Origin of the sequence: Dictyobacter kobayashii (assembly GCF_003967555.1) — a bacterium.
Classification (GTDB): Bacteria; Chloroflexota; Ktedonobacteria; order Ktedonobacterales; family Ktedonobacteraceae; genus Dictyobacter; species Dictyobacter kobayashii.
The window spans coordinates 5116126-5139718 of the sequence record NZ_BIFS01000001.1 but is presented as its reverse complement, the minus strand read 5'-3'; the positions used below and the strand labels follow the sequence as shown (position 1 = coordinate 5139718).

General features: G+C 51.5%; 19 protein-coding genes and 1 rRNA gene. 16 read left to right on the top strand and 4 right to left on the bottom strand.

The window, feature by feature from the left end; translation table 11 throughout:
• Window positions 1-31: 31 nt before the first annotated feature.
• Together galT and EL645_RS22530 are read right to left on the bottom strand one after the other, a co-directional pair.
• Window positions 32-946, bottom strand: a complete 915-nt coding sequence (gene galT / locus EL645_RS22535) for a galactose-1-phosphate uridylyltransferase (RefSeq protein ID WP_126552579.1) — start codon at window positions 944-946, stop codon at window positions 32-34.
• An 18-nt stretch (window positions 947-964) separates the two neighbouring features.
• On the bottom strand, window positions 965-1516 hold the full coding sequence (locus EL645_RS22530) for a hypothetical protein (RefSeq protein WP_126552578.1): 552 nt from the start codon (window positions 1514-1516) through the stop codon (window positions 965-967).
• Between the two features lie 683 nt (window positions 1517-2199).
• Here EL645_RS22530 and EL645_RS22525 point away from each other — a divergent pair.
• From EL645_RS22525 to EL645_RS22445, 16 genes are all read left to right on the top strand, one after another.
• Window positions 2200-2511 carry a hypothetical protein gene (locus EL645_RS22525; RefSeq protein WP_126552577.1) on the top strand — a complete coding sequence of 104 codons (312 nt, stop codon included), beginning with the start codon at window positions 2200-2202 and terminating at the stop codon, window positions 2509-2511.
• Between the two features lie 84 nt (window positions 2512-2595).
• The gene (locus EL645_RS22520) at window positions 2596-3345 is read left to right on the top strand and encodes a class I SAM-dependent methyltransferase (RefSeq protein ID WP_126552576.1); all 750 of its coding nucleotides are present in this window, start codon (window positions 2596-2598) and stop codon (window positions 3343-3345) included.
• Between the two features lie 703 nt (window positions 3346-4048).
• Window positions 4049-5032, top strand: a complete 984-nt coding sequence (locus EL645_RS22510; RefSeq protein WP_126552574.1) for an A/G-specific adenine glycosylase — start codon at window positions 4049-4051, stop codon at window positions 5030-5032.
• 89 nt (window positions 5033-5121) lie between these two features.
• Window positions 5122-5940 carry a PIG-L deacetylase family protein gene (locus EL645_RS22505; RefSeq protein ID WP_161977593.1) on the top strand — a complete coding sequence of 273 codons (819 nt, stop codon included), beginning with the start codon at window positions 5122-5124 and terminating at the stop codon, window positions 5938-5940.
• A gap of 255 nt (window positions 5941-6195) precedes the next feature.
• On the top strand, window positions 6196-7695 hold the full coding sequence (locus tag EL645_RS22500; RefSeq protein WP_126552572.1) for a protein kinase domain-containing protein: 1500 nt from the start codon (window positions 6196-6198) through the stop codon (window positions 7693-7695).
• Entirely contained in the window at window positions 7692-8024 is a 333-nt protein-coding gene (locus EL645_RS22495; RefSeq protein ID WP_161977592.1) for a hypothetical protein, read from the top strand. The genes EL645_RS22500 and EL645_RS22495 overlap by 4 nt, the downstream gene beginning before the upstream one ends.
• A 105-nt stretch (window positions 8025-8129) precedes the next feature.
• Window positions 8130-8696: a 2-amino-4-hydroxy-6-hydroxymethyldihydropteridine diphosphokinase gene (gene folK, locus EL645_RS22490; protein ID WP_218031967.1), complete on the top strand. Its 567-nt coding sequence runs from the start codon at window positions 8130-8132 to the stop codon at window positions 8694-8696.
• Between the two features lie 322 nt (window positions 8697-9018).
• Window positions 9019-9378 carry a ribosome silencing factor gene (rsfS, locus tag EL645_RS22485; RefSeq protein ID WP_246035442.1) on the top strand — a complete coding sequence of 120 codons (360 nt, stop codon included), beginning with the start codon at window positions 9019-9021 and terminating at the stop codon, window positions 9376-9378.
• 27 nt (window positions 9379-9405) lie between these two features.
• Window positions 9406-9588 carry a hypothetical protein gene (locus tag EL645_RS22480; RefSeq protein ID WP_126552569.1) on the top strand — a complete coding sequence of 61 codons (183 nt, stop codon included), beginning with the start codon at window positions 9406-9408 and terminating at the stop codon, window positions 9586-9588.
• 176 nt (window positions 9589-9764) lie between these two features.
• Window positions 9765-10715 carry a hypothetical protein gene (locus EL645_RS22475; RefSeq protein WP_126552568.1) on the top strand — a complete coding sequence of 317 codons (951 nt, stop codon included), beginning with the start codon at window positions 9765-9767 and terminating at the stop codon, window positions 10713-10715.
• A gap of 225 nt (window positions 10716-10940) precedes the next feature.
• The gene (locus EL645_RS22470; protein ID WP_161977591.1) at window positions 10941-12311 is read left to right on the top strand and encodes a family 4 glycosyl hydrolase; all 1371 of its coding nucleotides are present in this window, start codon (window positions 10941-10943) and stop codon (window positions 12309-12311) included.
• A 285-nt stretch (window positions 12312-12596) separates the two neighbouring features.
• The gene (locus tag EL645_RS22465) at window positions 12597-14012 is read left to right on the top strand and encodes an FAD-linked oxidase C-terminal domain-containing protein (protein WP_371865751.1); all 1416 of its coding nucleotides are present in this window, start codon (window positions 12597-12599) and stop codon (window positions 14010-14012) included.
• A gap of 47 nt (window positions 14013-14059) precedes the next feature.
• Window positions 14060-15394, top strand: coding sequence for an FAD-binding oxidoreductase (locus EL645_RS22460; RefSeq protein ID WP_126552565.1), 1335 nt, complete (start codon window positions 14060-14062; stop codon window positions 15392-15394).
• Window positions 15391-16767 carry an SAM-dependent methyltransferase gene (locus EL645_RS22455; protein WP_126552564.1) on the top strand — a complete coding sequence of 459 codons (1377 nt, stop codon included), beginning with the start codon at window positions 15391-15393 and terminating at the stop codon, window positions 16765-16767. Before EL645_RS22460 ends, EL645_RS22455 begins: the two co-directional genes overlap by 4 nt.
• A gap of 28 nt (window positions 16768-16795) precedes the next feature.
• On the top strand, window positions 16796-18361 hold the full coding sequence (locus EL645_RS22450) for a (Fe-S)-binding protein (RefSeq protein ID WP_126552563.1): 1566 nt from the start codon (window positions 16796-16798) through the stop codon (window positions 18359-18361).
• Window positions 18362-18549: 188 nt separating this feature from the next.
• A complete protein-coding gene (locus EL645_RS22445) occupies window positions 18550-19152 on the top strand; it encodes a hypothetical protein (RefSeq protein WP_136625268.1) in 603 nt (200 codons plus the stop codon).
• Window positions 19153-19209: 57 nt separating this feature from the next.
• On the opposite strand, the gene EL645_RS22440 is transcribed toward EL645_RS22445, so the two are convergent.
• A complete protein-coding gene (locus EL645_RS22440) occupies window positions 19210-20229 on the bottom strand; it encodes an aminoglycoside phosphotransferase family protein (RefSeq protein WP_126552561.1) in 1020 nt (339 codons plus the stop codon).
• Window positions 20230-20547: 318 nt separating this feature from the next.
• Window positions 20548-23507, bottom strand: a 23S ribosomal RNA gene (locus EL645_RS22435).
• Window positions 23508-23593: the final 86 nt, after the last annotated feature.

Genomic DNA, 23593 nt, shown 5'->3' with positions numbered 1-23593 from the left:
GGGGCAACAACGTCGTTGAATCCATTACCTTTTATTTTCCTTTAACTTGTTCAATCGCCGCACGCAACTCCTGAGCTTTCTGAGCGGGAGCTGAGTCATTGGACCACAATCCCCATACCGACTCGGAGGATGCAGCATATTTGAGTTTACCTGGAGCTCGTCCAATGGCCAGAATCTCGACATGGAAATGGAAGCGCTCATCAGCCAATTGATGAAGACCCAACAAATAAGGCATAGGAGCCATCTCCCCATCATTAAGCGCATTATAACCACGAATGACCTGCAACAGCAACTCAGCCAGGTCGCGCAGCTCATCATCTTCCATCAAACCAATATTTGCAACGTGGCGCCGTGGATACAGGTGCGTCTCATAAGGATAGCGTACATATGGAGGCAAGAAAGCCTGCCAGGTTGTATTGGCAGTTACCTGCTGCTCACCATCGCTCAATTCCTCGCGTACACGACAGAAAGGACAACCACTACCGGCTTCGTAGTCCAGGATCACCGTCTCAAGCTCACGCTCCAAGATTGAAGGGATCACAGAAACACCGTACGCCTGTCCATGAGGATGATTCTGGGTCTGACCGATTGAAGCCCCGCTATTCTCAAAGATCATCACAGTTGGATAGCGCGAAGACATATCGCGATACAGATCACGCCAGAGCTTAGTGACCGCAAATACTTCATCGACAGTCAACTGGGTAAAAGTACGATTATGGTCACGGTTATAAATAACAACCTGCGCCTCCCCAACAGGAGGTTTCAAGGGAGGAAAATCATTAGGATGCAGCCAGACCTGCGTATCTGGCCCAACAAGGCCATTGGTAATATCGGCACAAAAAGGGCACTCGTTGGTCCCCTCACGCCGATTCATGCGATGGGCAGCATTCACAAGATATTGTCTCAGAATGGGATTCCAGACAAGTGGAGTAGTATATTCTGGCATAAAGCAATTCCCTACTTATTAATGATGATGAGGATGATGAGTAACCTGACTGCCCAGCAGTACACAACGCCCCTGTCGGGCCAGTGCTGCAAGCGCCTCACCTTTATCGGTGGGCTGCCCATCAGCGTCAGCAGCCAAAAGCCATTCATCCCAGGTGGTTTTATCAGTAAAAAGGGCCCAGGCCACCGGAGCAACCTGCCCTTTTGTAACACGTATCAATTCCTGTGCATGGATATAACCAGGCTCCAACTGTGCAATCGCTGGTAAACGAGAATCTTCTAGCGCGACAAATGTACGCAGCGAGCAGACGGCACCATCAACTACCTCACAAATACATCCCAACCAGAGTGTTTCTTGCTCTTGAGCAGCATCAACCTGCCAGACACCCAGCATTAAAGAGCAATGGGGCGGCAATTTCTGTAGAAACGCGTCGATGGAAGCCTTATTCCAGCCATGCCATAAGTATGAGTCGTCCTGTTGTTCTATTCGTAATGCAATATCCAGGAATGGACGTGCGGCATTCCACAAAGGGGATGTAGCATCTACAACAACAAATTCTTCAGCAAACACGCATTATGCTCCTCTATAAACGCAAATCGCATGAAAAAGAGGGCTGATAAATTTATTGTGGATAAATAACATCTGGTCTGGCTCCTTTATAACAACCACTTATCATAGTCGATTATCAATAGAAAGGAGCAAGCATTGTGAAGTCCTCTTTCTCACCTGCAATCAAAGTATACAATACCTGGCTACCTCATGCATATATATCCGAATTGATATAGCGGCATGTAAAAAGCATTTGGAAACGCCGCCTGTCAGGCAGTTAGGGCTTTTTCATGTTCGTCCAGCGATCGCAGGGAGATTACGAACAAGCGAGAAGATGTCCATTCTTTCAGGTGTGGAGTGTGTGTGGTGAGCGGCCGCAGCCGCTCACCACACACACTCCACACTCCCAACCCGGCGCCGCAGGCGCCAAAGAGGAACATAAAAAAAGCTCTGTCAGGCAACTGCGCTCATACGATTGAGCAGCATGCATGCTATTGAAATAGCAATCGTAAACGCCGCTTGGACGCGGCTAGCTTCGCTGCCACTGGCTCAGCCATTCAACTTGAGCAGCAGCGAGCAAACAAGAGCGCCTGTCAGGCAACTGCGCTCATACGATTGAACGGCATGCTATAATTTTTAAGGGCCGTCTTCTTAGGATCACTTGTCTTATTTTATGTCAAGTTTTAGATGCGAGGGGCGATGGAATGAGTAACGGATCGCTAGCAATCTGCCTGACACTTTTTGGCGCCCTGGGTCTCCTACTACTTTCAATAACCCTGATGCGTGTTTTCTGGTATTATCGTAATTGCCGCCCAGGCACTTTTCGCTGGCATACGCGCAACCATTATCTCAAACAGATTTTTGCGATTACTTGTCTCTTTTGCCTGGCCATGGCAGCCAGCTATGGAGTTTTATGGCAGATCTGGGCGGCCCTCTATTTAATTATTGGCATCAAAATCGGCACGTGGTGGCTACGCCTGGCGCTCGAACAGCGCGATTGGAGAGATTCGCCTTAGCCTGTTCTTACCACGGTAAACGGAAACGGCCAATTGAAGCGTTCATTAAAAATAAAGGGCGCATCTATTTGAGGAGGAAGCGGCATGGGTGAAACTCCGTGGTATGAAACATTTTTCAATGAAGACTATGTTCGTCTTTATGCACCATTTCTACCGCCAGCAAGGACAGAGCAAGACGTCGAAGCAATCATCAAACTACTAAATCTACAGCCTGCGGACCGGGTGCTGGATCTCTGCTGCGGCTATGGTCGTCATGCCCTGGCACTGGCACATTATGGATGCCAGGTAACGGGACAAGATTTAAGCCCGGCGCTGTTAGAGAAAGCCCGGGCCAGTGCCACTGAACAAAAAGTTGAGGTACAATGGCTGCAAAGCGATATGCGCACTATTCCATTTGAAGAAGAATTTGATGCGATCATCAGTATGTTTACTTCTTTTGGCTACTTCAGCAGCGACGAAGACGACCAAAAAGTCCTACAACAGATTGCGAAAGCCCTGAAACCAGGGGGCTACTTTTTGCTAGAAACGATTCATCAACCCCGCGTGATGCGCACCACCGCGCCACACAGTATTATCCGTTATCCCGATGATCTCATCGTGCTTGAGGAGCGGCATGTTGATCTCCTCACCAGCCGCAATGAAGTCCGCATCAGCCTGATACACCCCGATGGCAGGCGCAACGAACACCGCCAATCCATTCGCGCCTATACACTCACCGAGTTGATAAAAATGCTCAACGCAGCAGGACTGGAAATGACAGCCTATTATGGCGGACTTGATGGGAGTCCTTTGAGCATTGAAAGCCGGCTAGTCCTGATCAGCCAGAAGCAATAAGCACAGCCATAAAGGTGCTACCAATCAGCCAGGCGGCGCATTACCATTGGAGCCTGCAGCAGAACATATATATATATCTCTCTACCATATCACAAAGCCCAAACCTCAATGGAAAAGCTCTATTTCTATAGACTCATGGTCTCCAAATGCGCTATAATGAGCAAAGCTACCAGAAATTTTTTAGACACTCCGTCAGATCGTACATGCGGAGGGCATAAAGAGGTAAGACCAGGTCCACGAGTGCCGGGGCTGCAAAGTCCATGCAGGTACACAAAAGAGAGAATGGGTATGATTTTATAAAAAATAGAACCGTCTCCAGTGGAACTGTCCCACTCGCTGCTAAGGGTAGTATTTATAATACAAGGTCTATTTTATCATTATAAATGCATAAGGAAGGTACATAACCGTGCCCTGGTGTAGATTTTTTATTCCGAAGATTGCTTCACCCAGAATTAAGCCGGGTGATCCTGACTTAAACGAACACATCTCATATGCAAAATGCGTCAAAGGCCATGTGCTACGCGATGCTAATGATTGGGTTCAATGTGAAAATTTGCCGGCAGCTGATGCCAAATGCTGGCAAGAGGGCGGTGATACGCTCTTTACCTTGACCGTCCGTCGGCGTAACGAGGAAAAGGAAGCTTCCTCGAACGTTCAGACCCAGGAAGGGCCTAAGACGCACGCAAGTAAGTCCTGAGGTTTCATGGGTAAACGCATATCGTCCTCGACAGTTTCTTCTCAACCGGCACCAGATCATATCGCACAGGTGCAAAGCACGTTACTCTCATGGTATGAACGGGAGCAGCGCGATTTGCCCTGGCGTCTAACCGATGATCCATACGCGATCCTGGTTTCTGAAGTGATGCTTCAGCAAACACAAGTTGACCGCGTCTTGCCAAAATATCAGCAGTTCCTGGCTGCGTTCCCAACGCTAGCCGACCTGGCAACGGCCTCGACCGCCGATGTCATAGCCGTCTGGGTTCCGCTGGGATACAACAGGCGTGCAGTGAGCTTACAATCAATTGCACGGCAGGTGCTGGCTGAATACGATGGACGCATTCCCGATACCATTGATGAGCTACTGAAGCTCAAGGGCGTCGGCCGCTATACGGCAGGGGCCATTGCCTGTTTTGCTTATCACAAACAGGTAGCAACAGTTGACACAAATATTCGCCGTGTATTGCATCGTGCGTTTCTCGGCCTGGAACATCCAGATCCCAAAGCCAATGACGCTCAAATGCTCACGCTTGCTGAACAGGTGCTTCCAATTGGCCATGCCTATAACTGGAACCAGGCACTAATGGATATGGGAGCAACCATTTGTACCAGCGGTAATCCCCTGTGTGGAGACTGCCCACTGCAACAGCAGTGTGTTGCCTATACGGACATGAGTCAGTATAGCCTCTTTCCATCAGGAACAGTATTACGTCAACTGCGCAAGGTAGCCGAGAAGAAAGCAGGCTACCAGGCAAAGCCTTTTACCAGTACCAACCGCTATTTTCGAGGACGCATCGTCGATTTACTCCGCTCAACACCAGCTCGTCAACGTATTCCTCTAGCAACATTGGGGCCACAGATCAAGCCAGAGTTTTGCGAACAGGATCATGACTGGTTAAAGAAAATCATTGATGGCCTGGTCAAAGATGGTCTACTCGATGCTAACGAGGATGGTGTGCGTTTACCTTAAAAAAGGGCTCCGCTTGTTCATATCGTGTATACTTAGGCTATATTTTTCTTGGCTGCCTAAAAAACCATATGTATGGAGGAAATAAAGCGTTGCGACTCACAAGCACTAACGATATAACGAAACACTATCGACATATTTTTCTGGCGCCACATCTGGATGACATCGTCTACTCATGTGGAGGCACCCTGGGTGTCCAGGTCAGCTCTGGCCTGCGTCCTTTAATTATCAGCGCGTTTGCGGGCGCACCCGCGACCAACCAGGAGCTCAGCCCACTGGCACTGCAGGTCATCCGCGATTGGGGCGCCAGCGATGCACAGAGCGCGATTCGCGTCATGGAGGAGCGCCGCAAAGAAGATAGCGCGGCCCTCGACTACCTGCAGGCCGATTACCTGTGGCTGGATCATCCAGAGGCTATCTATCGGGGTAACCCTGGCTATTACACCAGCAAAGAGCAGTTGATGGGTGGAGAAGTTCACCCTTCCGATCGTCCCCTGGAAAATGAGCTGGGCAAAATGCTGGTAGAGCTACATGACCGCTTGCCAGATACCGCCTGGTATGCGCCTCTGGGCATAGGTCGCCATATTGACCACCAGATCATCTGTTCAGCAGTTGACCGCCTGGTCCAGCGCGGCGCAAAGGTCTATTTCTATGAGGACTTCCCCTATGTGCAGCGCGATCCAGGCGCACTGGAGGCTCGGATACAGGAGCTCGGCAGCGACTTCGAATACACACTGGTTGAAATCTCGGAGATGATGCCATTAAAACTAGAAGCGGCCGATATGTATCGCTCTCAGATCGACTCGAACTTTGGCAGCCGGGAAGCCATGCACAAGGCGATCGATACCTATGCTAAAAATATCCGACCGGTCGAAACTATTCGGCTAGAGCGATATTGGGTTACCCGTTAATAGTTGATGGAAAGAGGCTGAGAGCAAGGAAGATTCCTTTCTTCGTTTATTACAGCGGACGACCTGCTCTCGCCACTTTTCAATTATAATTACTGTTAGCGGAAACTATAGAGAGATCACAAACAGACACTGGCCCCAGAGGTCAGTGTACACAACGCGAAGCAAGCAACAAACGCTAAACAATCCCCCCATCACACCGATGGGCCACAGCAAAACTGACCTGGGCGGATGAGGTAAAAGTAGGAGTGAGGATCAATGAAAGGGTTAGAAGGCTCAAAGTTAGGGCGATATGAACTACGGTTCCGGGTGGCCCAGGGAGGGATGTCTGAAGTCTATCTCGGCTATGATCGCCGCGTCAAACGCTATGTAGCAGTCAAAGTATTATATGGCAGTGATGAACCATTTGTACGCCGTTTTGAACGCGAGGCCCGAGCGGTAGGCACCCTCTCACACGATCATATCTTGCCACTCTATGATTTTGGTGAACAACGGCCCTGGTATTATTTAGTGATGCCTTTCGTAGAAGGTGGAACGCTACGCGATTATTTGCACAAACGTGAGCGCTTAAACCTCGATGAGGCCGGTAGTTTCCTTGAACAAATTGCATCGGCACTCCAACATGCCCATGAACATGGAGTGGTTCATCGCGATGTAAAACCATCCAATATCTTACTCAGACTGGATGGACATGCTTACCTGGTTGATTTCGGCCTGGCCAAGGCAAAGATCGAAGCCGAATTCCAGACCCATTCAGGGGCCATGGTTGGTACACCTGAATATATGGCACCCGAACAGTCGGATGGGCGCAACGACTTCCGCAGCGACATTTACTCCCTGGGTATTATTCTTTATCAGATGCTTACTGGCCGGGTTCCGTTTATGGCCGACTCACCCGTAGGGGTTACGCTCAAACATATTCAGACCCCTCCATTACCACCCAGCCAGTTGAATAGCGAGATTCCAGCCGCTATTGAGGAGGTGATGCTAAAAGCGCTGGCCAAGGCACCCGAAGATCGCTTCCAGGAAGCCGAGGCGTTTGCCCTGGCCTATAAGATGGCCCTGATTCAGAAACGGACCCGTGATCTCGGAGAAGAGGCACTGGCCTGCGTCTTCAGTGGAGAGAGTGAAGTGGAGTATGTCCAGAACGCTCAGCAACATACCGATAGCACCATGGCAGCCATTGAACAGATTACAACTCAGCTCAACATCCCATCAACCAAGCCACAGCTCTTTCCGCTGGAGAGAGATAAATCTTCGTTTATCCCCTATACATCTGAAATGTTCAAAAAGAAAAAGCGCATCAGCCCTGTGAACACCGTCTTGCTCGCATTTATCCTGATCTTATGTATCACATTGCCATTATTGCTGGCCTGGGAGACACGGCCAGTTCCTAAACTTCGGCCACGCCCTACCCACATGCAACCAGCCAGGTGCCCGCGACAGTCACCGAAATCGCTCATATACATGCACAGGCAACCCTGGCAGCCCAGGCGCGCATTCAGGCAAGTACAGGCATCACCACAGCCATCGGAGCTGGTAAGATACTCTACTACAATGATATGGATCAAAAGGGGAGTGGTTGGATCAATGATGGAAGCCAGTGTTATTTCACCCCCCAGGGCTATCATGTCCATACGGGCCTGGCGCATGCCGTTGCCTGGTGCTACTCCAATCAGCAGAGCTTCGCCAACGCCGTCATGTCAGTCCAGGTCAAAATGCTCTACGGAGACTTTTGCGGACTGGTCTTTCGCTTGAATCCCTATAGTAAGTCCTTCTATGTGCTGGAAATTAATAGCTATGGAGGATATCGCCTCCAGCGCGCACTGGGCAATGATCCCGCCCGCTGGCTAACCCTGATCGACTGGACGGATACCGGTGCTATCCAGCCAGGCTATGGGCACTTCAATACGATCCTGGTAGTGGCATCGCAGGCGCGCTTCCAGATTTACATGAATCAACAACTGGTAGTTTCAACTTTCACTGATACTACATACAATACGGGTCTATTGGGCTTTCTGGTAGGAGGTGACAGTCGCTATGGAACTGAAGCAATATTCAGGCGCCTGGCGGTCTTCCAAAAATAACGACACGGATATGGTTACGAAAAGCAAGCTGACTTTATAGTAAATTTCTCATAAAATCGCAACAAAGGGGTAAGGATATTCGTCTCAACTACAGATAGAAGTTTAATGTTTGAAGCGAGGTCATTGTCGAGCATGGGTCCTGATAACTACGCCGCAAGAGAGGGTGAAGTGCTTTCTGAGCGACCAGAACATTGTGTCTACCTGGCGCTGGGTTCTAATCTTGGAGATCGGCAGGCACAATTGAAAGCGGCCCTGGGGGAGTTACGCCAGGTGATAGATATCCAGAAGGTATCGTCAGTCTACGAGACAGAACCTGTTGGATATCTGGATCAACCACCTTTCTTCAATATTGTGTGCTGGGGATATACCCATATGACAGCGCCAGAACTTTTGAAACGAGCCAAGGACATTGAGCGGCAGCTTGGCCGACAGCCAACTGTACGCAATGGCCCACGACTGGTAGATATTGACATCCTTTTGTATGATACCCTGGTATACGCGAAAGATAATCTGATCGTTCCGCATCCGCGCATGGGCGAACGAGCATTCGTATTGATACCACTGGCTGAAATCGCTCCTGACGTACAAGAGCCGCGCAGTGGTCATACAGCACGAGAACTTTTACAGAACATTTCTCAGCGGGGCGTCACCAGGACATCCGTCCTGCTGTAAATCGTTTGCGCTGCATAGATAGAGAGGAGGGACGGCCAGCAATAGATCGCTGAAGGACAAATTTCCTGGGTCATTTGCCTCTTAACAAGAGGTGACCGATCATGCTATAATGCGGATACGACAATTAACACAATTTGTTACGGACAAATTTCAGCACATCATCAGCTATTAAATGCAATTGGAAACGCCGCTGAAACGCGGCTTGCATTGCCGCCACATCTTAGCAATTACTGCCAGGCAGAACGAGGAGATCTATTCACCTCTCAGGCGGCCGCATCCATCCGATTGAATGGCATGAGATGTGAAATACATAGGAGCACTCGTGGAGGGAGTTCTGTTAGATATAGATCAGCTAGCAAAGGCAGCCGCAGATATCGCGTCTGACAAAAAAGCATCCGACGTTCTCTTACTTGATATTCGAGATGTGAGCGTCATTGCTGACTACTTCGTTATCTGTAGCGGCAGCAATACTCGTCAGATCCAGGCCATCGCCGATACCATTGACGAAGATTTAGGCAAGCAAGGAGCTGTACTGTTTCATCGCGAGGGGAACGCTGACTCCGGTTGGATACTCCTCGACTTTGGAGACGTTATCGTACATATCTTCGGGCCAAAGGAGCGCGAATATTATCGACTTGAACGCCTTTGGAGTGAAGCAAAAACAGTTGTATACCTACAATAGTAGTTATGCTTAGAAAAGGTGGCGACGATGACATTTTTTCGTAATCGTTTGTTTCTAGAGGGAATCGCCCTGGGTGGCATTTGCGGCATTATCATCGGCTCCGTGATCGCTTTTACTCTTGGTGAAAGCAGCGTAGAAGCCGTTCGCCGTGCTATGCAGGATAAGTTTCCCGGCAAACGCGAAGTGCCTTTTAAATATCTCTCGCAATAATATACGAATGCTGCGAGTATACCCGAGAGCGCTTCTAAAAAAATATCGTTAAATCATCACAATTGGTCACGTTCTCAATAGACTATATAAACAATCCAGTATGACACTCTAATGCTCATGCTGACCGATTGAATGGCATGGTACGAGTAAAGTTGCTAAGATGAAGGGGTGGTGTTGTGCGGTTTTTATTCATTACTTGTCTTACCTGTCTGCTTGTGAGCGTGGCCTTTTTTGCTGCCATTTCCCCCTCACTGCAGATGGCGCATGCCCAGGAGTGCGCGCCAGGAGCACTCTCTACAACACCGCAGGCCACACCGCCTGCGCTACCGACGCAAGGATCCATTGTGATAAATGAGGTCTTGCTGACACCAGTGAAGGCTCCATTGTACTGTACGCCGACGCCTGGCTTACCCAACACAACCAACGCTCCGCGTATCGAGCTTTATAATGCCTCTCTCCAGACGCTCCAATTGCCTCACGCAGGGCTCGATAGTGGTCCAAATACAACCATTTATAATTTTCTGCTCAATCCTATGCCAGCACATAGCTTCATCGTTATATTCTTACCCGCCAATCAAGCGACAGAGATCAGCAAAAACGCGTTGCTCCGGCTAACGACCAGTGGAACGACCATTGATCAAGTCTCGCTACCTGTTCTACTTCCTGACACATCCTATGCTCGCACCCCTGATGGTGGCGCCAGCTGGCATATCACCCAGAACCCTACCATTGGTGTCAGTAACGTACCAATACAGGCGACCGCTACGGCCACGGCAAAGACAAAGAAGCCCACCGCCACGCCAAAGGCACATCGCCCCCGGACACCGACCACCCGTACTCAAGCACAAGATCAAGCCAAGGGCGATACGGTTAGCCAGTCCGCTGATCCGACACAAACAGGTGACCAGCTGCAGCCGCAGGGAAACTATATGCAGGCAAACTGGAAGGACGTGCATATACCAACGCCAGAAAATAGTGCGGGCACGGCAAATTCGCCACCAACAGCCGGTCCGGTGGAGGTTCCAGCAAGCAACGGAAGTATAGCTCAAAAAATTATCCTCTCAGTCTTAATTCTGACTCTTATCTGTGTGCTCTGGCTATGTCGCCGACTCTTCTTTAAATCGTAATACGTAACTATTAGGGAATATAAAAAAACACCGCTTGCTCGGCGGTTGCGGCGAAGCGGATTATAAAGAAGCTTTTCGACTATACAGGCAACTGAATTCACCCGGGTAAGTGATTTTGTAGAGAGATAAGGTAGGATATATCAGCGCTGATATAGCAGGTCTTGAATAGATATTCTCTATTATCATTACAGACTAGAGAATATGAGTAAAGTGAGATTCAAATTTATGATGCCACAGAATAACACAACAGACAATTCAGCGCGTCCGAACTATAACGCAAAGATCGCCATTATTGGGGGTGGCAGTCTCCATTGTGTTGGCTTCATGCAAAACTTGATTCAACATCCCGATGCTCTGCGCGGATGCCAGATTACGTTGATGGATATTGATGAAGAACGTCTCAACCTGACCTACACAATCACAAAAAAACTATTCGAACGCTATGGGGTTGAGATACAAATCGAGCAAACAACCAGCCAGGAAGAGGCTATTGAAGATGCCAATTTCATCCTTATTACCTTCCGCACGGGAGGACTGCAAGCCCGCGTCCTGGATGAGAAGATTCCGCCCCGCTATAACCTGGTTGGACAGGATACTATTGGTGCCGGAGGCTTCTTTTACGCGTTGCGCACAGCGCCAGTGATTGCTGGGATCGCGGCAGAAATTGAAAAGCTCGCTCCCAGGGCGTTCTTGCTCAACTATACCAGCCCGAGCAATATTGTGACCGAGGCAATCGCACACTATAGCGGTATTCGTGTTATCGGGATGGAAGATCATCCTTATCCAGAAACAGAGCGCATCCTTAAATATACAAGCGCCCCTCCACACCGTCCCAGGCGTATACATCCACGCAAAGTTGGGCTCAGTCATGGAAATTGGACGACAGCCATCTGGCGCGATGGCGAAAATATTTTGCCTGAGGCTATTCAGCGCTATGAAGAATTCTTGCGCGACAATCCAATCATGACGGAGGAAAATCATCCATTTATCTTACTGGCAAACCTGGCGCTCCAGTATAAAGCCATCCCATCTTACTATATGCACTATTATTATTATTCCGATATTGTGCTTGAGTATCAACACAAGCGAGCACTGACCCCGACCGAAAAACTGATTGCCCGCATTCCCCGTTTGATTGAAGCTTACAAGCAAGAAGCGTCGAAGGATCATCCCGATATCTCGCAGCTATCAGGGGTGGGGGGAGATCTAGGATTGAGCAATTTCACGCTCTCTGTCATCCATGCAATCCTGGATGATACTGGAGAGGAGCTCGTCTTGAATGTTCCCAATAACGGGTCGATCAATTTTCTCGCTGATGATCGGGTCGTCGAACTACCCTGTCGTGTCGATGCACGTGGTGCGACCCCTCTCACCCAGAAGGATGGTGGCTTGAGTATTGATCAACGCGGACTGATCGCGGCCCTGGCCGAGTATGAAGGCGCGACCGCTCGTATAGCCCTCTGGGGCAATCGTAAGGACGCCATTAAAGCACTGGCTTCCAATCCACTTGTATGGTCCTATAGTAAGGCGGAAAAGGTCTATGATGAACTGGCTGCGGCTCACAAGCAATACCTCCCGGAGCGATTGCTCAAGTGAGCGTTCCGCCCGCTTATCCTTAACATTTCCGAATGTGCATGGTATCATCAGTATATTAGAAATGTTCATCATTGTTGAATACGTTTGTAATAGAAACAATCGTAAAGGCCACTTATAAGGTACCTGGTTGCGCTATTATAATTTAGCAGTTACAAACTACGAGACATAATTGGCGCAATATCTTAAGTAGCGGGCGCACGATTGGCGAAGACCCAAAGGAGGGGACGAGCGATGAGCATTGTAGAACAACCACTCACCACAATTGCCGAGCCGCTCTATGCAAGGATGACAGACACAACAAAGGCCCTCGTAGTACAGGAACTGCAGCAGACGCTGGGGAAAGCTCATGTGCTCCATACGCCCTATGATGTGGCCCTCTATGAGTATGATGCTTCGATCGAGCGTGCACGACCAGATATTGTCGTGTTGCCCTCCAACAATCAAGAAGTTGCGGCAATTGTCAAAATAGCCAGCCGTTACCAGGTACCGGTCGTGCCACGAGGTGCGGGAACGGGCCTTAGTGGAGGGGCCATTCCAGTCTACGGTGGCATAGTCATCGCCTTCGCCCGTATGAACCGTATTCTGTCCATTGATTATGACAATCTACGAGCAACGGTCGAGCCGGGGGTAGTCAACATTCATCTCAGTCAGGCGATTAATCCCCATGGCTATGCCTATATTCCCGACCCGAGCAGCCAGCGTTCCTGTACCATCGGGGGCAACGTTGGAGAGAATGCGGGGGGGCCACACACCCTGATATATGGAGTCACAACCAACCATGTGCTGGGATTGGAGATCGTGACACCAGAGGGAGAAATTGTAGAAATTGGCGGCGAGACCTATGATATGCCCGGCTATGATCTCACTGGACTGCTGATCGGCTCCGAGGGCACGCTCTGTATCGTTACTAAAATTATTGTGCGCATAGTGCCGGTGGCGGAGGCGGTCAAGACGATGATTGCCGTCTTTGATGTAATGGAAGATGCTTCCAACACTGTCTCTGAGATCATCGCTACGGGAGTGATTCCAGCTGCCATCGAAATGATGGATCAGATGATTCTACAGGCAGTCGAGGCAGATACACATGCAGGCTATCCAATGGATGCGGCTGCGGTATTATTGATGGAGACAGAAGGGCTACGGGAGAGCGTTGATGCCCAGCTAGAACAGATCGTCGCCATCTGTGAAAAAAATCATGCGCGCGTGGTGCGGATTGCCGCCGATGAAGCTGAGCGGCAGTTGTTATGGGCGGGGCGCAAAAATGCCTTTGGCGCGGTTGGGCGTATCAGTCCAGAGTTCTATGTACAGGATGGCGTGGTTCCTCGCACCCAGCTGCCCTATGTACTACATTGCATCAGCGATATTTGCCAGCGCTATAATCTGAAAGTAGGCAATGTTTTCCATGCCGGTGATGGCAACCTGCATCCGCTTATCCTCTTCGATGCCCAGGTTCCGGGCGAGATCGAACGGGTCCGCCTGGCAGGACACGAAATTCTAGAAATCTGTGCAGCGGTCGGGGGCTCAATCACCGGAGAACATGGAGTAGGCATCGAAAAACAGGCTGAAATGGCCTTGATCTTTAGTGAAGCAGATCTGCGCATCATGCAACAGGTGCGTACAGCCTGGAATCCCCAGCAACTTTTTAATCCAGGCAAGCTCTTCCCATTACCAGGCCGGTGCGCTGAAATGAGACAGCTCTGATTGCGTGACCGCGAGAGACACTTGAAACTTTCTGGGGAGGATTTATCATGGCAGAGATAGCGCCATTTGTACCATTAATCCAGCAGCAGTTTCCGCATACACCGATCATTCTTGATCCGGTGCAGTTGCTTGACTATGCCGTTGATGATCGTTTGCCGGGGCTCCTCATTCAACCTCAGAATATTGAGGAGGCAGCACAAATTGTTCGCTTCCTCAATGAGCAACATTTAAGTGTGCTTCCACGCGGAAATGGTACACACATGAATACTGGAGATCGGCCTGAACATATTGATGTATTGCTTGAAACTACGTCCCTCAATCGTATGCTGGAGCATGAGGCCCCCGATCTAACCTGTCATGTTGAAGCCGGGATCACTATGGGAGAGCTGCAGGCACGGCTCAAGGCCAAGGGGCAGCGCCTGGCGATGGACCCTCCAGACGGAGACGCCACCACGATTGGTGGGATGCTGGCCACCAATGCCAGTGGACCCAAACGCCTGCGCTATGGGAGCGCCCGTGACCAGTTGATCGGGCTACGCGTCATCCAGGCAAACGGTGAAATCAGTCGCAGTGGGGGTAAGGTCGTCAAGAATGTGGCTGGCTATGATCTCAACAAGCTTTACATTGGCTCCTTTGGCACCCTGGGCATCATTGTCGAAGCCAACTTTAAACTTAGTCCGCTACCACAGGCAGAACGTAGCTTGCTCTTTACCTTTGAGCGTGTGGAGGATGCCATGCAGATGACGCAGGCCTTGCTCGCGTCCCCACTGACACCCAGCGCCATCGAACTGATCGCCTTGCATGGACCCAAAGATGCCTCGCCCTTCTTCGATTTCCCGCTGCCCGACCATGGCTACACATTGGCAGTAGACTACGAAAATAGTACAATAGCCATTACACGTCAAATCAATGAAACGCTGAAGATTGCACAGGCCTATCACGCTTTCCTGCGTGAAGAGCTGACAGGACAGGAACAGGATCGATTCTGGCAGATGGCAAGCCTGCAAATGCAGAGCGCGCTCAGCTGTAAGATCAGCATACCGGTCGCTCGGATGGCTGCTACAGTGCGACAAATAGAAGAAACGTGCCAGAGTCAGAACTTAATCGCCAATATTGTGGCCCATGCGGGCAACGGCATTCTCTACGTTGAATTAGGTCCCTATGATGCTGAAACTCGCCTGACTGATGCCATTACCGAAATGCGCAACTACGCACAAATGAGCAAGGGGAGCCTTATCCTGGAGCGCTGCCCAACACGCTTGAAACAACGCCTGAGTGTATGGGGTGAACCCCGAGCAGATTTCTATCTGATGAAACGGCTCAAGCAACAATTTGATCCACAAGGACTATTCGTGAGAGGGAGATATTTAGGAGGATTGTGAGTACAACTGAAAATTTATGTCTGGTGACTGCACAGCCAGAATTCATCGATGCAGCACTGGCAGAGCTACAGGTTATGGACCCGAGCCTGATCATGGAAGAAGAAATCGCGCCCGGAATTTTGCTTTGCCGCGCCCAGGATGCGGCGCGGTTTATGACGATCACGAGCAAATCCCGTCCAACATTCGCACGCCACATCGCGCCCGTGCAAACCATTGTCCCATTGGAAAATAATGAGGATGACCTGGGTGAGATAGCCCTGGCGACGGTGCAACTGCCTGGCTTTGCCCAGTTGGAGCGCGGCGTCCATTTCGCTGTGCAAACACGCCTGATCCAGACCGATAAAAGTAAGGGCGAGCGCGCCTATAGTGGTGGGCAGATCAATAAAGCGCTGGCGGAAGCGCTAGCGGAGGAGACTGGCGCACTCGAGGATATTAAAAAGCCACAGGTTATCATTTCGCTACTTGGCACCATGGACAAAGGCTACCTCGGCATTTCAACGACCGAAGAAAATCTCAGTGCGTGGCCAGGTGGTGCTCGTCACTACGCCCAGACAGATGAACAAATTAGCCGCGCAGAATTCAAGTTACTTGAAGCACTAGAAGTGTTTGGTGTTATACTACCATCAGAGGGAAAAGCATTAGATCTTGGTGCGGCCCCCGGAGGTTGGACACGGCTGCTGCTAGATGCTGGCCTACAGGTGGTAGCGGTTGACCCGGCCAGGCTAGATCCACGGCTGGCCAATCGGCCAGGACTGGAACACTATCGAGGCTATGCCGAAGATTATCTGGAAGAGGCCGTTCAGCACCGTCAGCAATATGATCTGATTGTAAACGACATGCGCATGGACGCGAGGGAGGCAGCCAGGTTGATCAGCAAAGCCGCAGCCTGCTTAGAGCCAGAAGATGGTTTGATGATCAGTGTCTTCAAACTCCCCCATGCGACATTGGAAGTCGATCCGTTTGTAAATCTGAAGGAAGCACTGAACATACTCAAGAGAAGTTACACCGTTGTGCAGGCGCACCAACTCTTCCATAATCGCCAGGAGATCACTGTGGTTGCGGCCCAACCCATTCCTCAACCAAGAGGACAACAGTATGGTAGCAGGCCGCCTCAGGCAAGGAACCAGCCACCTCAGCGGGCGGCAACGTTCCAGTCGCGTGGTCCTCAGGCACGACCACCGCAAACGCGTGGTCCACAGCCACGACCATTCCAGACACGTGGCCCTCAACGAACTGGTAATGATCGCTCGTCTGGTCCACAGCAAGGAAGACCATTCCGGCCCGCAGGCCCACCAGCGCGGCCTACGCAGTCGCGCGGCCCACAGCAGCGCAGACCCTACCAATCTGGAAGGCCACGACCGGAAGATCATTAATAATACTAGCAACGAAGGTAGGTAAAATATGAACCCGGAGTATACACAGCCACGAACAGTGCAGTTCATCCCACCAACCGAGGGACCGCTACGGCGACACACGCATACGTATGACTTGATGCGCCAATGTATTCACTGTGGATTCTGTCTACCTACCTGCCCGACCTACGCCGTGCTCGGGGTAGAAATGGATTCGCCCCGCGGGCGTATTTATCAAATGCAGGCCGTCGCCGATGGCAAGCTAGATATCTCGGACGACTTTATTGAGCATATGTATTGCTGTGTCGGCTGCCGAGCCTGCGAAACGGCCTGCCCCTCAGGCGTGCAATTCGGCAAACTCATTGAAGCGGCCCGCGAGCAAATCCAGCTCACTACCAGCGATGTCGCCGCCCAGGAAGGTCCGGACGCCCACGCGCAGGTTGAGTATAGCGAGACTGCCACCCCAACGGTCACCAGAGCCAAAAATAGCGTGGCCGCCACACTCTTACGGCACTTCTTCTTTGATGCGATGTTGCCCTCGCGTACGGTGCTCTCAGTCGTGTTTGGAGGACTGAAAGTCTATCAGCGCAGCGGACTGCAGACCGTCGTGCGCGGCACGGGCCTGCTGGATGCGGTCAATAACCTGCCCACACCATTTCAGGGTAAACTCAAACTGCCCGAAGAATTGATGGCAAATGCCGGGGGCGCCATTGTTCCCAGCCAGCTTCCCGAAGTCACGCCAGCCATCGGTGAGCAGCGCTATCGTGTTGGCGTCATCAGTGGCTGTATCATGGACCAGGTTTTCCATGATATCAACGAGGCTACCATCCGCGTCCTGGCTGCCAATGGCTGCGAAGTGATCACACCGCGCCAGCAGGGCTGCTGTGGGGCGCTGCATGTACATGGTGGAGAGGCGGAGAAAGGGCGCGCACTGGCCAGGCATAACATCGACACATTCGAGCGCTATGACTGCGATGCCATCATCATCAACTCAGCAGGCTGTGGCTCAACGCTCAAAGAATATGATCACCTGCTGCGCGATGATCCCAACTATGCCCAGAAAGCCCAGGAGTTCAGCGCGAAGGTCAAAGATATCAGCGAATTCCTGACCAGCATCGAGCCAGTACAGCAGATGGGCGAGGTCCACCACACCGTCGCCTATCATGACGCCTGTCACCTGCTGCATGGACAGAAGATCAAGCAGCAACCGCGCCAGCTACTCAAAACCATCCCTGGCCTCAAGCTGGTCGATCTGAAAGAGTCAGATTGGTGCTGCGGCAGCGCGGGCATCTATAACCTGACCAACCAGGATATGGGACGTGAGCTGCTGGAGCGCAAAATGAACAATGTCGAGGCTACGGGTGCCCAGATCATCGCCACCGGCAATCCCGGCTGTATGATGCAGATCGCCATGGGCATGCGCCAGCGCGGCCTGCAAATGGAGGTAATGCACCCGGTTCAGCTGCTCGATGCCGCTTATGAAGCGGGGGGAGTATATATGAAAACCAGCAACGACAGCGTCACCAAACAAACGCCCAAACCAGTTACAGCGCTGGCGGCTGCGCTCGCCCTCCTGCTCGCGATCCTCCTGCTCAAGGGCCGCCGTCGCAAATAGCAGAACAAACACACAGCAATCCCCTCATCGAGCAAGCTCACGGTGTAATGTTCTACACCGTGAGCTTGCTCGATGAGGGGATTGCATTATATCATTCACGCGGACTTAAGAATATAGGCAAGAGCAACAAGCCTTTAAAATGGTGCGGCATCCCTGCACTCATCAATACAGAAAGTAGATCACGTTCATTGAACAATGATATTCCTCACCGCTCATGGCAGGTTTTATTGCTTGGAGGCCCTTCTGGAGTTGGAAAAACCAGCGTCAGTTACCGGTTGGCCCATCACTTCGGAATTGGCATCACGGAAGTTGACGATTTCCAGGTGATTCTCGAACGCATGACAACTCCTGCAGAGCAGCCAGTTTTACACTATTGGCGTACCCATCCCGAAGCCGGGAACCAGCCGGCAGAGGAGATTGTTAAACAGACGATTGCCGTTGGCCAGGTGATGGCTCCTGCTTTGGAAGCGGTGATTGCCAATCACATTGAGAGCCGAGCGCCTGTTGTTCTGGAAGGGGATTTCATCCTCCCTATGCTAGCCACTGCTTTTTCAGACAGCTCGCTTCGGGTCCAGGTACGAACGCTCTTCCTGTATGAAGACAATGAAGAACAATTCTGTCACAATTTTTTGCAGCGTGAGCCCGAACACGGCCTGCAAAAAAAGCGTGCACAGGTGAGTTGGCTCTATGGACAGTGGCTCAAGCAGGAAGCTCAGCGTGCGGGCGCTCTGACGATAGCTGCAAGACCATGGGATAACCTTTTTGAGCGCATATTGACAGCTCTCAAGTAATCCAGCCGATGAGCGAGAGACAAATATGCGCATGCTTTAAACTATAAGAAATGGGTATCAGCCAGCCAGTGCGCGCTGGAGCAGGTTTAAAAGACGCTCGCGAGAGTCGGCCTGGCTTTCAAAGCCCCACTCATCGTACACATCTGTTCCACCATCAACGGGTATCCCCTCTTGCAGGATGCGCAGACAGCGCAGAGCAAGGCGTGGGGCGAACTCAGTGAATGAGAGGTGCTGCCGCTCCAGATAGCGTTCGACAATGCCTGCTCGATCAAAGGGGTCCCAACAATGGACCCAGTACATGGCCATACCAATATGCGGATCCTCAAAACAGGGATCGGTGAAGTCGATGATGCCAGTCAGCTGATCCTCGGCAAAGAGAAAGTTCCCCTGATTGTAGTCGCCGTTGGAAAAGGCCAATGGGGTTTGAATGGCGTTTAAGCGCGGCATCAGGATAGTAACAGCCTGCTTGAAGCGCGGGTCTTCAAACCAGGGACCCGCCTTTGTAATCACCGCTTGCAATTCTGAATGCAGGGTCCTGTGAGGCAGAAGATTGGCGATAGGCTCACCGCTCAGTGGCTCTGTAACAGCATGAAGCTTCTCAATGCCCTGCAGAAGCAGGCCTATTGCCCATTCGATCTGAGTTGGAGTAGCGCTGCGGCCCCACGTCAGAAAATCCTGGCCCGGTAAGACATTCAGGATCGTCATGGCTCCGGCTTCTGGTTGCGTGGGATCAATTACAGGGCCTGCAAGCACTTCAGGGACTGGAACACCAAGCTTCGCCAATTCAGGAAGGATGGCAGCCTCCTTCTCAATTCCTCCATGGATGTAGTTCATGCGTAAGATGAGTCGCTGATCTTCTCCAGTGGGCAGTTTCAGGTCAACCCAGATAGGGCAGGGCAACTGAACTGTGCGATGAAACCTTGCCGAGAGGATACGGGTCCCCGTTGGGCACACGGAGAGCACAAAAGCTTCCTGAAAAGCGGTCAATGGATGGGCCATATCGACAGGTGGAGTCCAGCTTAGACTCGAGCCTGCAGGCGTAGAAAAAACGTTTTTTTCATCTGGTGAAAGAGACAAATCCTGATCCTTATTTGATGTAACTTTTCCAAATAGAATGATAAAAAGTCTTCAATTCAATATATTATACTATAGATACATCGATTCAAGCGATCGGGACAATACAGGAGCGTTACAGTGTGCTTAATTAAACGGGAAGAAAACAAAAACAAATAGCCAAACAAACAAAAAAGACCTTACTCCTGATGAGTAAGATCTCTCTGATCTCAACAACTGCAGTAGCATATATCCTCAATTTTGCCGAGCGCCAGATCAGCCTGTGCTGAAGCAGCGGACTCGCATCCTCAGAATGCCACGATGAAGATACCAACGAGTAGGTGAAACAAGCCGTACGATCATTAGGGCGACTTCGCTGCACCTGTTACCAGGCGTCCACGTGTCGTCTATCTACCAGGTCGTCTTCCTGGGATCTTGATCCTACGAATAGGATGGGAGAACTCGTCTTGGGTGCGGCTTCGCGCTTAGATGCCTTCAGCGCTTATCCCTTCTCAACATAGCTATCCAGCTCTGGCCCGGGCAGGCCAACTGGCACACCAGCGGTTGAGCCATCTCGGTCCTCTCGTACTGGAGATGACGCCCCTCAATTCTCCTACGCCCACGACGGATAGAGACCGAACTGTCTCGCGACGTTCTGAACCCAGCTCGCGTGCCGCTTTCATGGGCGAACAGCCCAACCCTTGGGACCTACTCCAGCCCCAGGATGCGACGAGCCGACATCGAGGTGCCAAACCTTGCCGTCGATGTGAACTCTTGGGCAAGATAAGCCTGTTATCCCCGGGGTAGCTTTTATCCGTTGAGCCACACTCCTTCCACTCGGGAATGTGGGATCACTAAGCCCGACTTTCGTCCCTGCTCGACCTGTCCGTCTTGCAGTCAAGCTCCCTTCTGCCTTTGCACTCTTGCGGGTGATGTCCATCCACCCTGAGGGAACCTTTGGGCGCCTCCGTTACTCTTTGGGAGGCGACCGCCCCAGTCAAACTACCCGCCTGATCCTGTCCACGTCCCGGCTCACGGTGACGTGTGAGAAACAAAACACAACGAGAGTGGTATTTCACTGCTGTCTCCCCTACCCCCACAAGGATAGGTTCTCCAACTCCCACCTATGCTACGCACGCTCTGCCTCGTTTCGAGGTCAAGGTGTAGTAAAGCTCCACGGGGTCTTTTTGTCCTGTCGTGGGTAACCCGTATCTTCACGGGTACTTCAATTTCGCCGAGTCCTCTGTCGAGACAGTGCTCAACTCGTTACTCCTTTCGTGCGGGTCGGAACTTACCCGACAAGGAATTTCGCTACCTTAGGACCGTTATAGTTACGGCCGCCGTTCACCGGGGCTTAGATTCGCAGCTACGATCACCGCTCCTCGTAACCTTCCGGCACTGGGCAGGAGTCAGCCCCTATACTTCCGCTTTCGCGTTCGCAGAGACCTGTGTTTTTGGTAAACAGTCGGTTGAGCCAATTTCTTGCAACCCCCTCACGCCATCCCGAAGGACATCGCTACTAGGGCACCCCTTCTTCCGAAGGTACGGGGTCAATTTGCCGAGTTCCTTAACAGAGGGTCGCTCGATCACCTGGGGAGAGTTCCCCCTGCCTACCTGTGTCGGTTTGCGGTACGGGCGGAGTACACTCTGGCGAGAGGCTTTTCTTGGCGGCCTAGGGGCCGATGACTTCCGCGGACTGACGTCCGCTCGCTGCACGTGTCATGCACAGGAAACCGGGATTTGCCTCGGCTTCGCACTTCACCGCACAGACCCATCCTGTCCATTCGATGGGCTCACCTTCCTTACCGCGTCCCCCCATTGCTCATAACGAGCTACTCCGGTGCAGGAATCTCTGACCTGCTTGCCATCGCCTACGACTATGACGTCCTCGGCTTAGGACCCGACTTACCCTGGGACGATTGACGGTGCCCAGGAACCCTCAGGCATTCGGTGTGTCTGGTTATCACAGACATGACGCTACTCATTCCGGCATTCTCACTTCTGCACGCTCCACCAGTCCTTACGGTCTGGCTTCTCTGCCCGCAGAACGCTCCCCTACCAATCCATCTTGCGACGGATTCCATGGCTTCGGTACCTCGCTTGAGCCTCGATACGTTGTCGGTGCCACTACACTCGACCAGTGAGCTATTACGCACTCTTTAAATGGTGGCTGCTTCTAAGCCAACATCCTGGCTGTTTGGGCGTACTGACTCCCTTTGACACTAAGCGCGGATTTAGAGACCTTAGCCGATGGTCTGGGCTGTTTCCCTTTTGACGACGAAGCTTAGCCCCCGCCGTCTCACTTGCATGCATGCTGTCCTGGCATTCGAAGTTTGGTTGGGTTTGGTAACCTGCACGAGGCCCCTAGCCCATTCAGTGCTCTACCTCCAGGATAGTGTTTCATACAGCTGTACCTCAATACATTTCGGGGAGAACCAGCTATCTCCGTGTTCGATTGGAATTTCTCCCCTATCCACAAGTCATCCCCCAGTTTTGCAACACTGGTGGGTTCGAGCCTCGACGGACTGTCACATCCGCTTCACTCTGCTCATGGATAGCTCACACGGTTTCGGGTCGCATCGCCGCAACGTTCGCCCTCTTCAGACTCGGTTGCCCTATGGCTCCCCAACTTTAACGTTGGTTAACCAGGCTACGACGATGCACTCGCCGGATCATTCTACAAAAGGCACGCCATCAGCCCTTGGTTCCTCCTGGAACAGTGGCCTCTGACTGCTGGTGAGTACGTGGTTTCAGGGTCTCTTTCATCCCCCTCTCGGGTGCTTTTCACCTTTCCCTCACGGTACTTGTTCGCTATCGGTCGCTGAAGATGTGTAGCCTTGGAGGGTGGTCCCCCCAGCTTCCCACAAGGTTTCACGTGCCTCGTGGTACTCAGGATACCGACCCACGTTAACAAACCGTCCTCTACGGGACTGTCACCCGCTCTGGTCACGCTTTCCAACGTGTTCGAGTAGTTCGTCATTGTTTGTTGTCGGTCCTACAACCCCAACCGTCCCGAAGGATGATTGGTTTGGGCTGGTCCCGGTTCGCTCGCCACTACTACGGGAATCTCGGTTGATTTCTTTTCGTCGGGTTACTGAGATGTTTCAGTTCACCCACTGCCCCCCGTCACTGCCTATGTGTTCAGCAGGCGGTCTCCAGACATCACTCTGGAGGAGTTGCCTCATTCGGAATCTCGGGTTCATCGCTTGTATGCAGCTCCCCCCGAACGTTTCGCCGGTCTCCGCGTCCTTCTTCGGTCTTCAGCGCCAAGGCATCCACCTCGTACTCTGTGTAGCTTGTTCTCTTCGTTCAGATCTACATCATGTCTCTGGAATGCTTTGACTTTTTCTTAATCGAAAAAATCGATCCTCTGCTTCAACTCTGGCTG

What these genes read in the sequence shown, in the direction of transcription:
- galT (WP_126552579.1), bottom strand. Translation starts at nt 946, where the DNA reads ATGCCAGAATATACTACTCCACTTGTCTGGAATCCCATTCTGAGACAA.
- EL645_RS22525 (WP_126552577.1), top strand. Translation starts at nt 2,200, where the DNA reads ATGAGTAACGGATCGCTAGCAATCTGCCTGACACTTTTTGGCGCCCTG.
- EL645_RS22520 (WP_126552576.1), top strand. Translation starts at nt 2,596, where the DNA reads ATGGGTGAAACTCCGTGGTATGAAACATTTTTCAATGAAGACTATGTT.
- EL645_RS22510 (WP_126552574.1), top strand. Translation starts at nt 4,049, where the DNA reads ATGGGTAAACGCATATCGTCCTCGACAGTTTCTTCTCAACCGGCACCA.
- EL645_RS22500 (WP_126552572.1), top strand. Translation starts at nt 6,196, where the DNA reads ATGAAAGGGTTAGAAGGCTCAAAGTTAGGGCGATATGAACTACGGTTC.
- folK (WP_218031967.1), top strand. Translation starts at nt 8,130, where the DNA reads ATGTTTGAAGCGAGGTCATTGTCGAGCATGGGTCCTGATAACTACGCC.
- EL645_RS22480 (WP_126552569.1), top strand. Translation starts at nt 9,406, where the DNA reads ATGACATTTTTTCGTAATCGTTTGTTTCTAGAGGGAATCGCCCTGGGT.
- EL645_RS22470 (WP_161977591.1), top strand. Translation starts at nt 10,941, where the DNA reads ATGATGCCACAGAATAACACAACAGACAATTCAGCGCGTCCGAACTAT.
- EL645_RS22465 (WP_371865751.1), top strand. Translation starts at nt 12,597, where the DNA reads ATGACAGACACAACAAAGGCCCTCGTAGTACAGGAACTGCAGCAGACG.
- EL645_RS22460 (WP_126552565.1), top strand. Translation starts at nt 14,060, where the DNA reads ATGGCAGAGATAGCGCCATTTGTACCATTAATCCAGCAGCAGTTTCCG.
- EL645_RS22450 (WP_126552563.1), top strand. Translation starts at nt 16,796, where the DNA reads ATGAACCCGGAGTATACACAGCCACGAACAGTGCAGTTCATCCCACCA.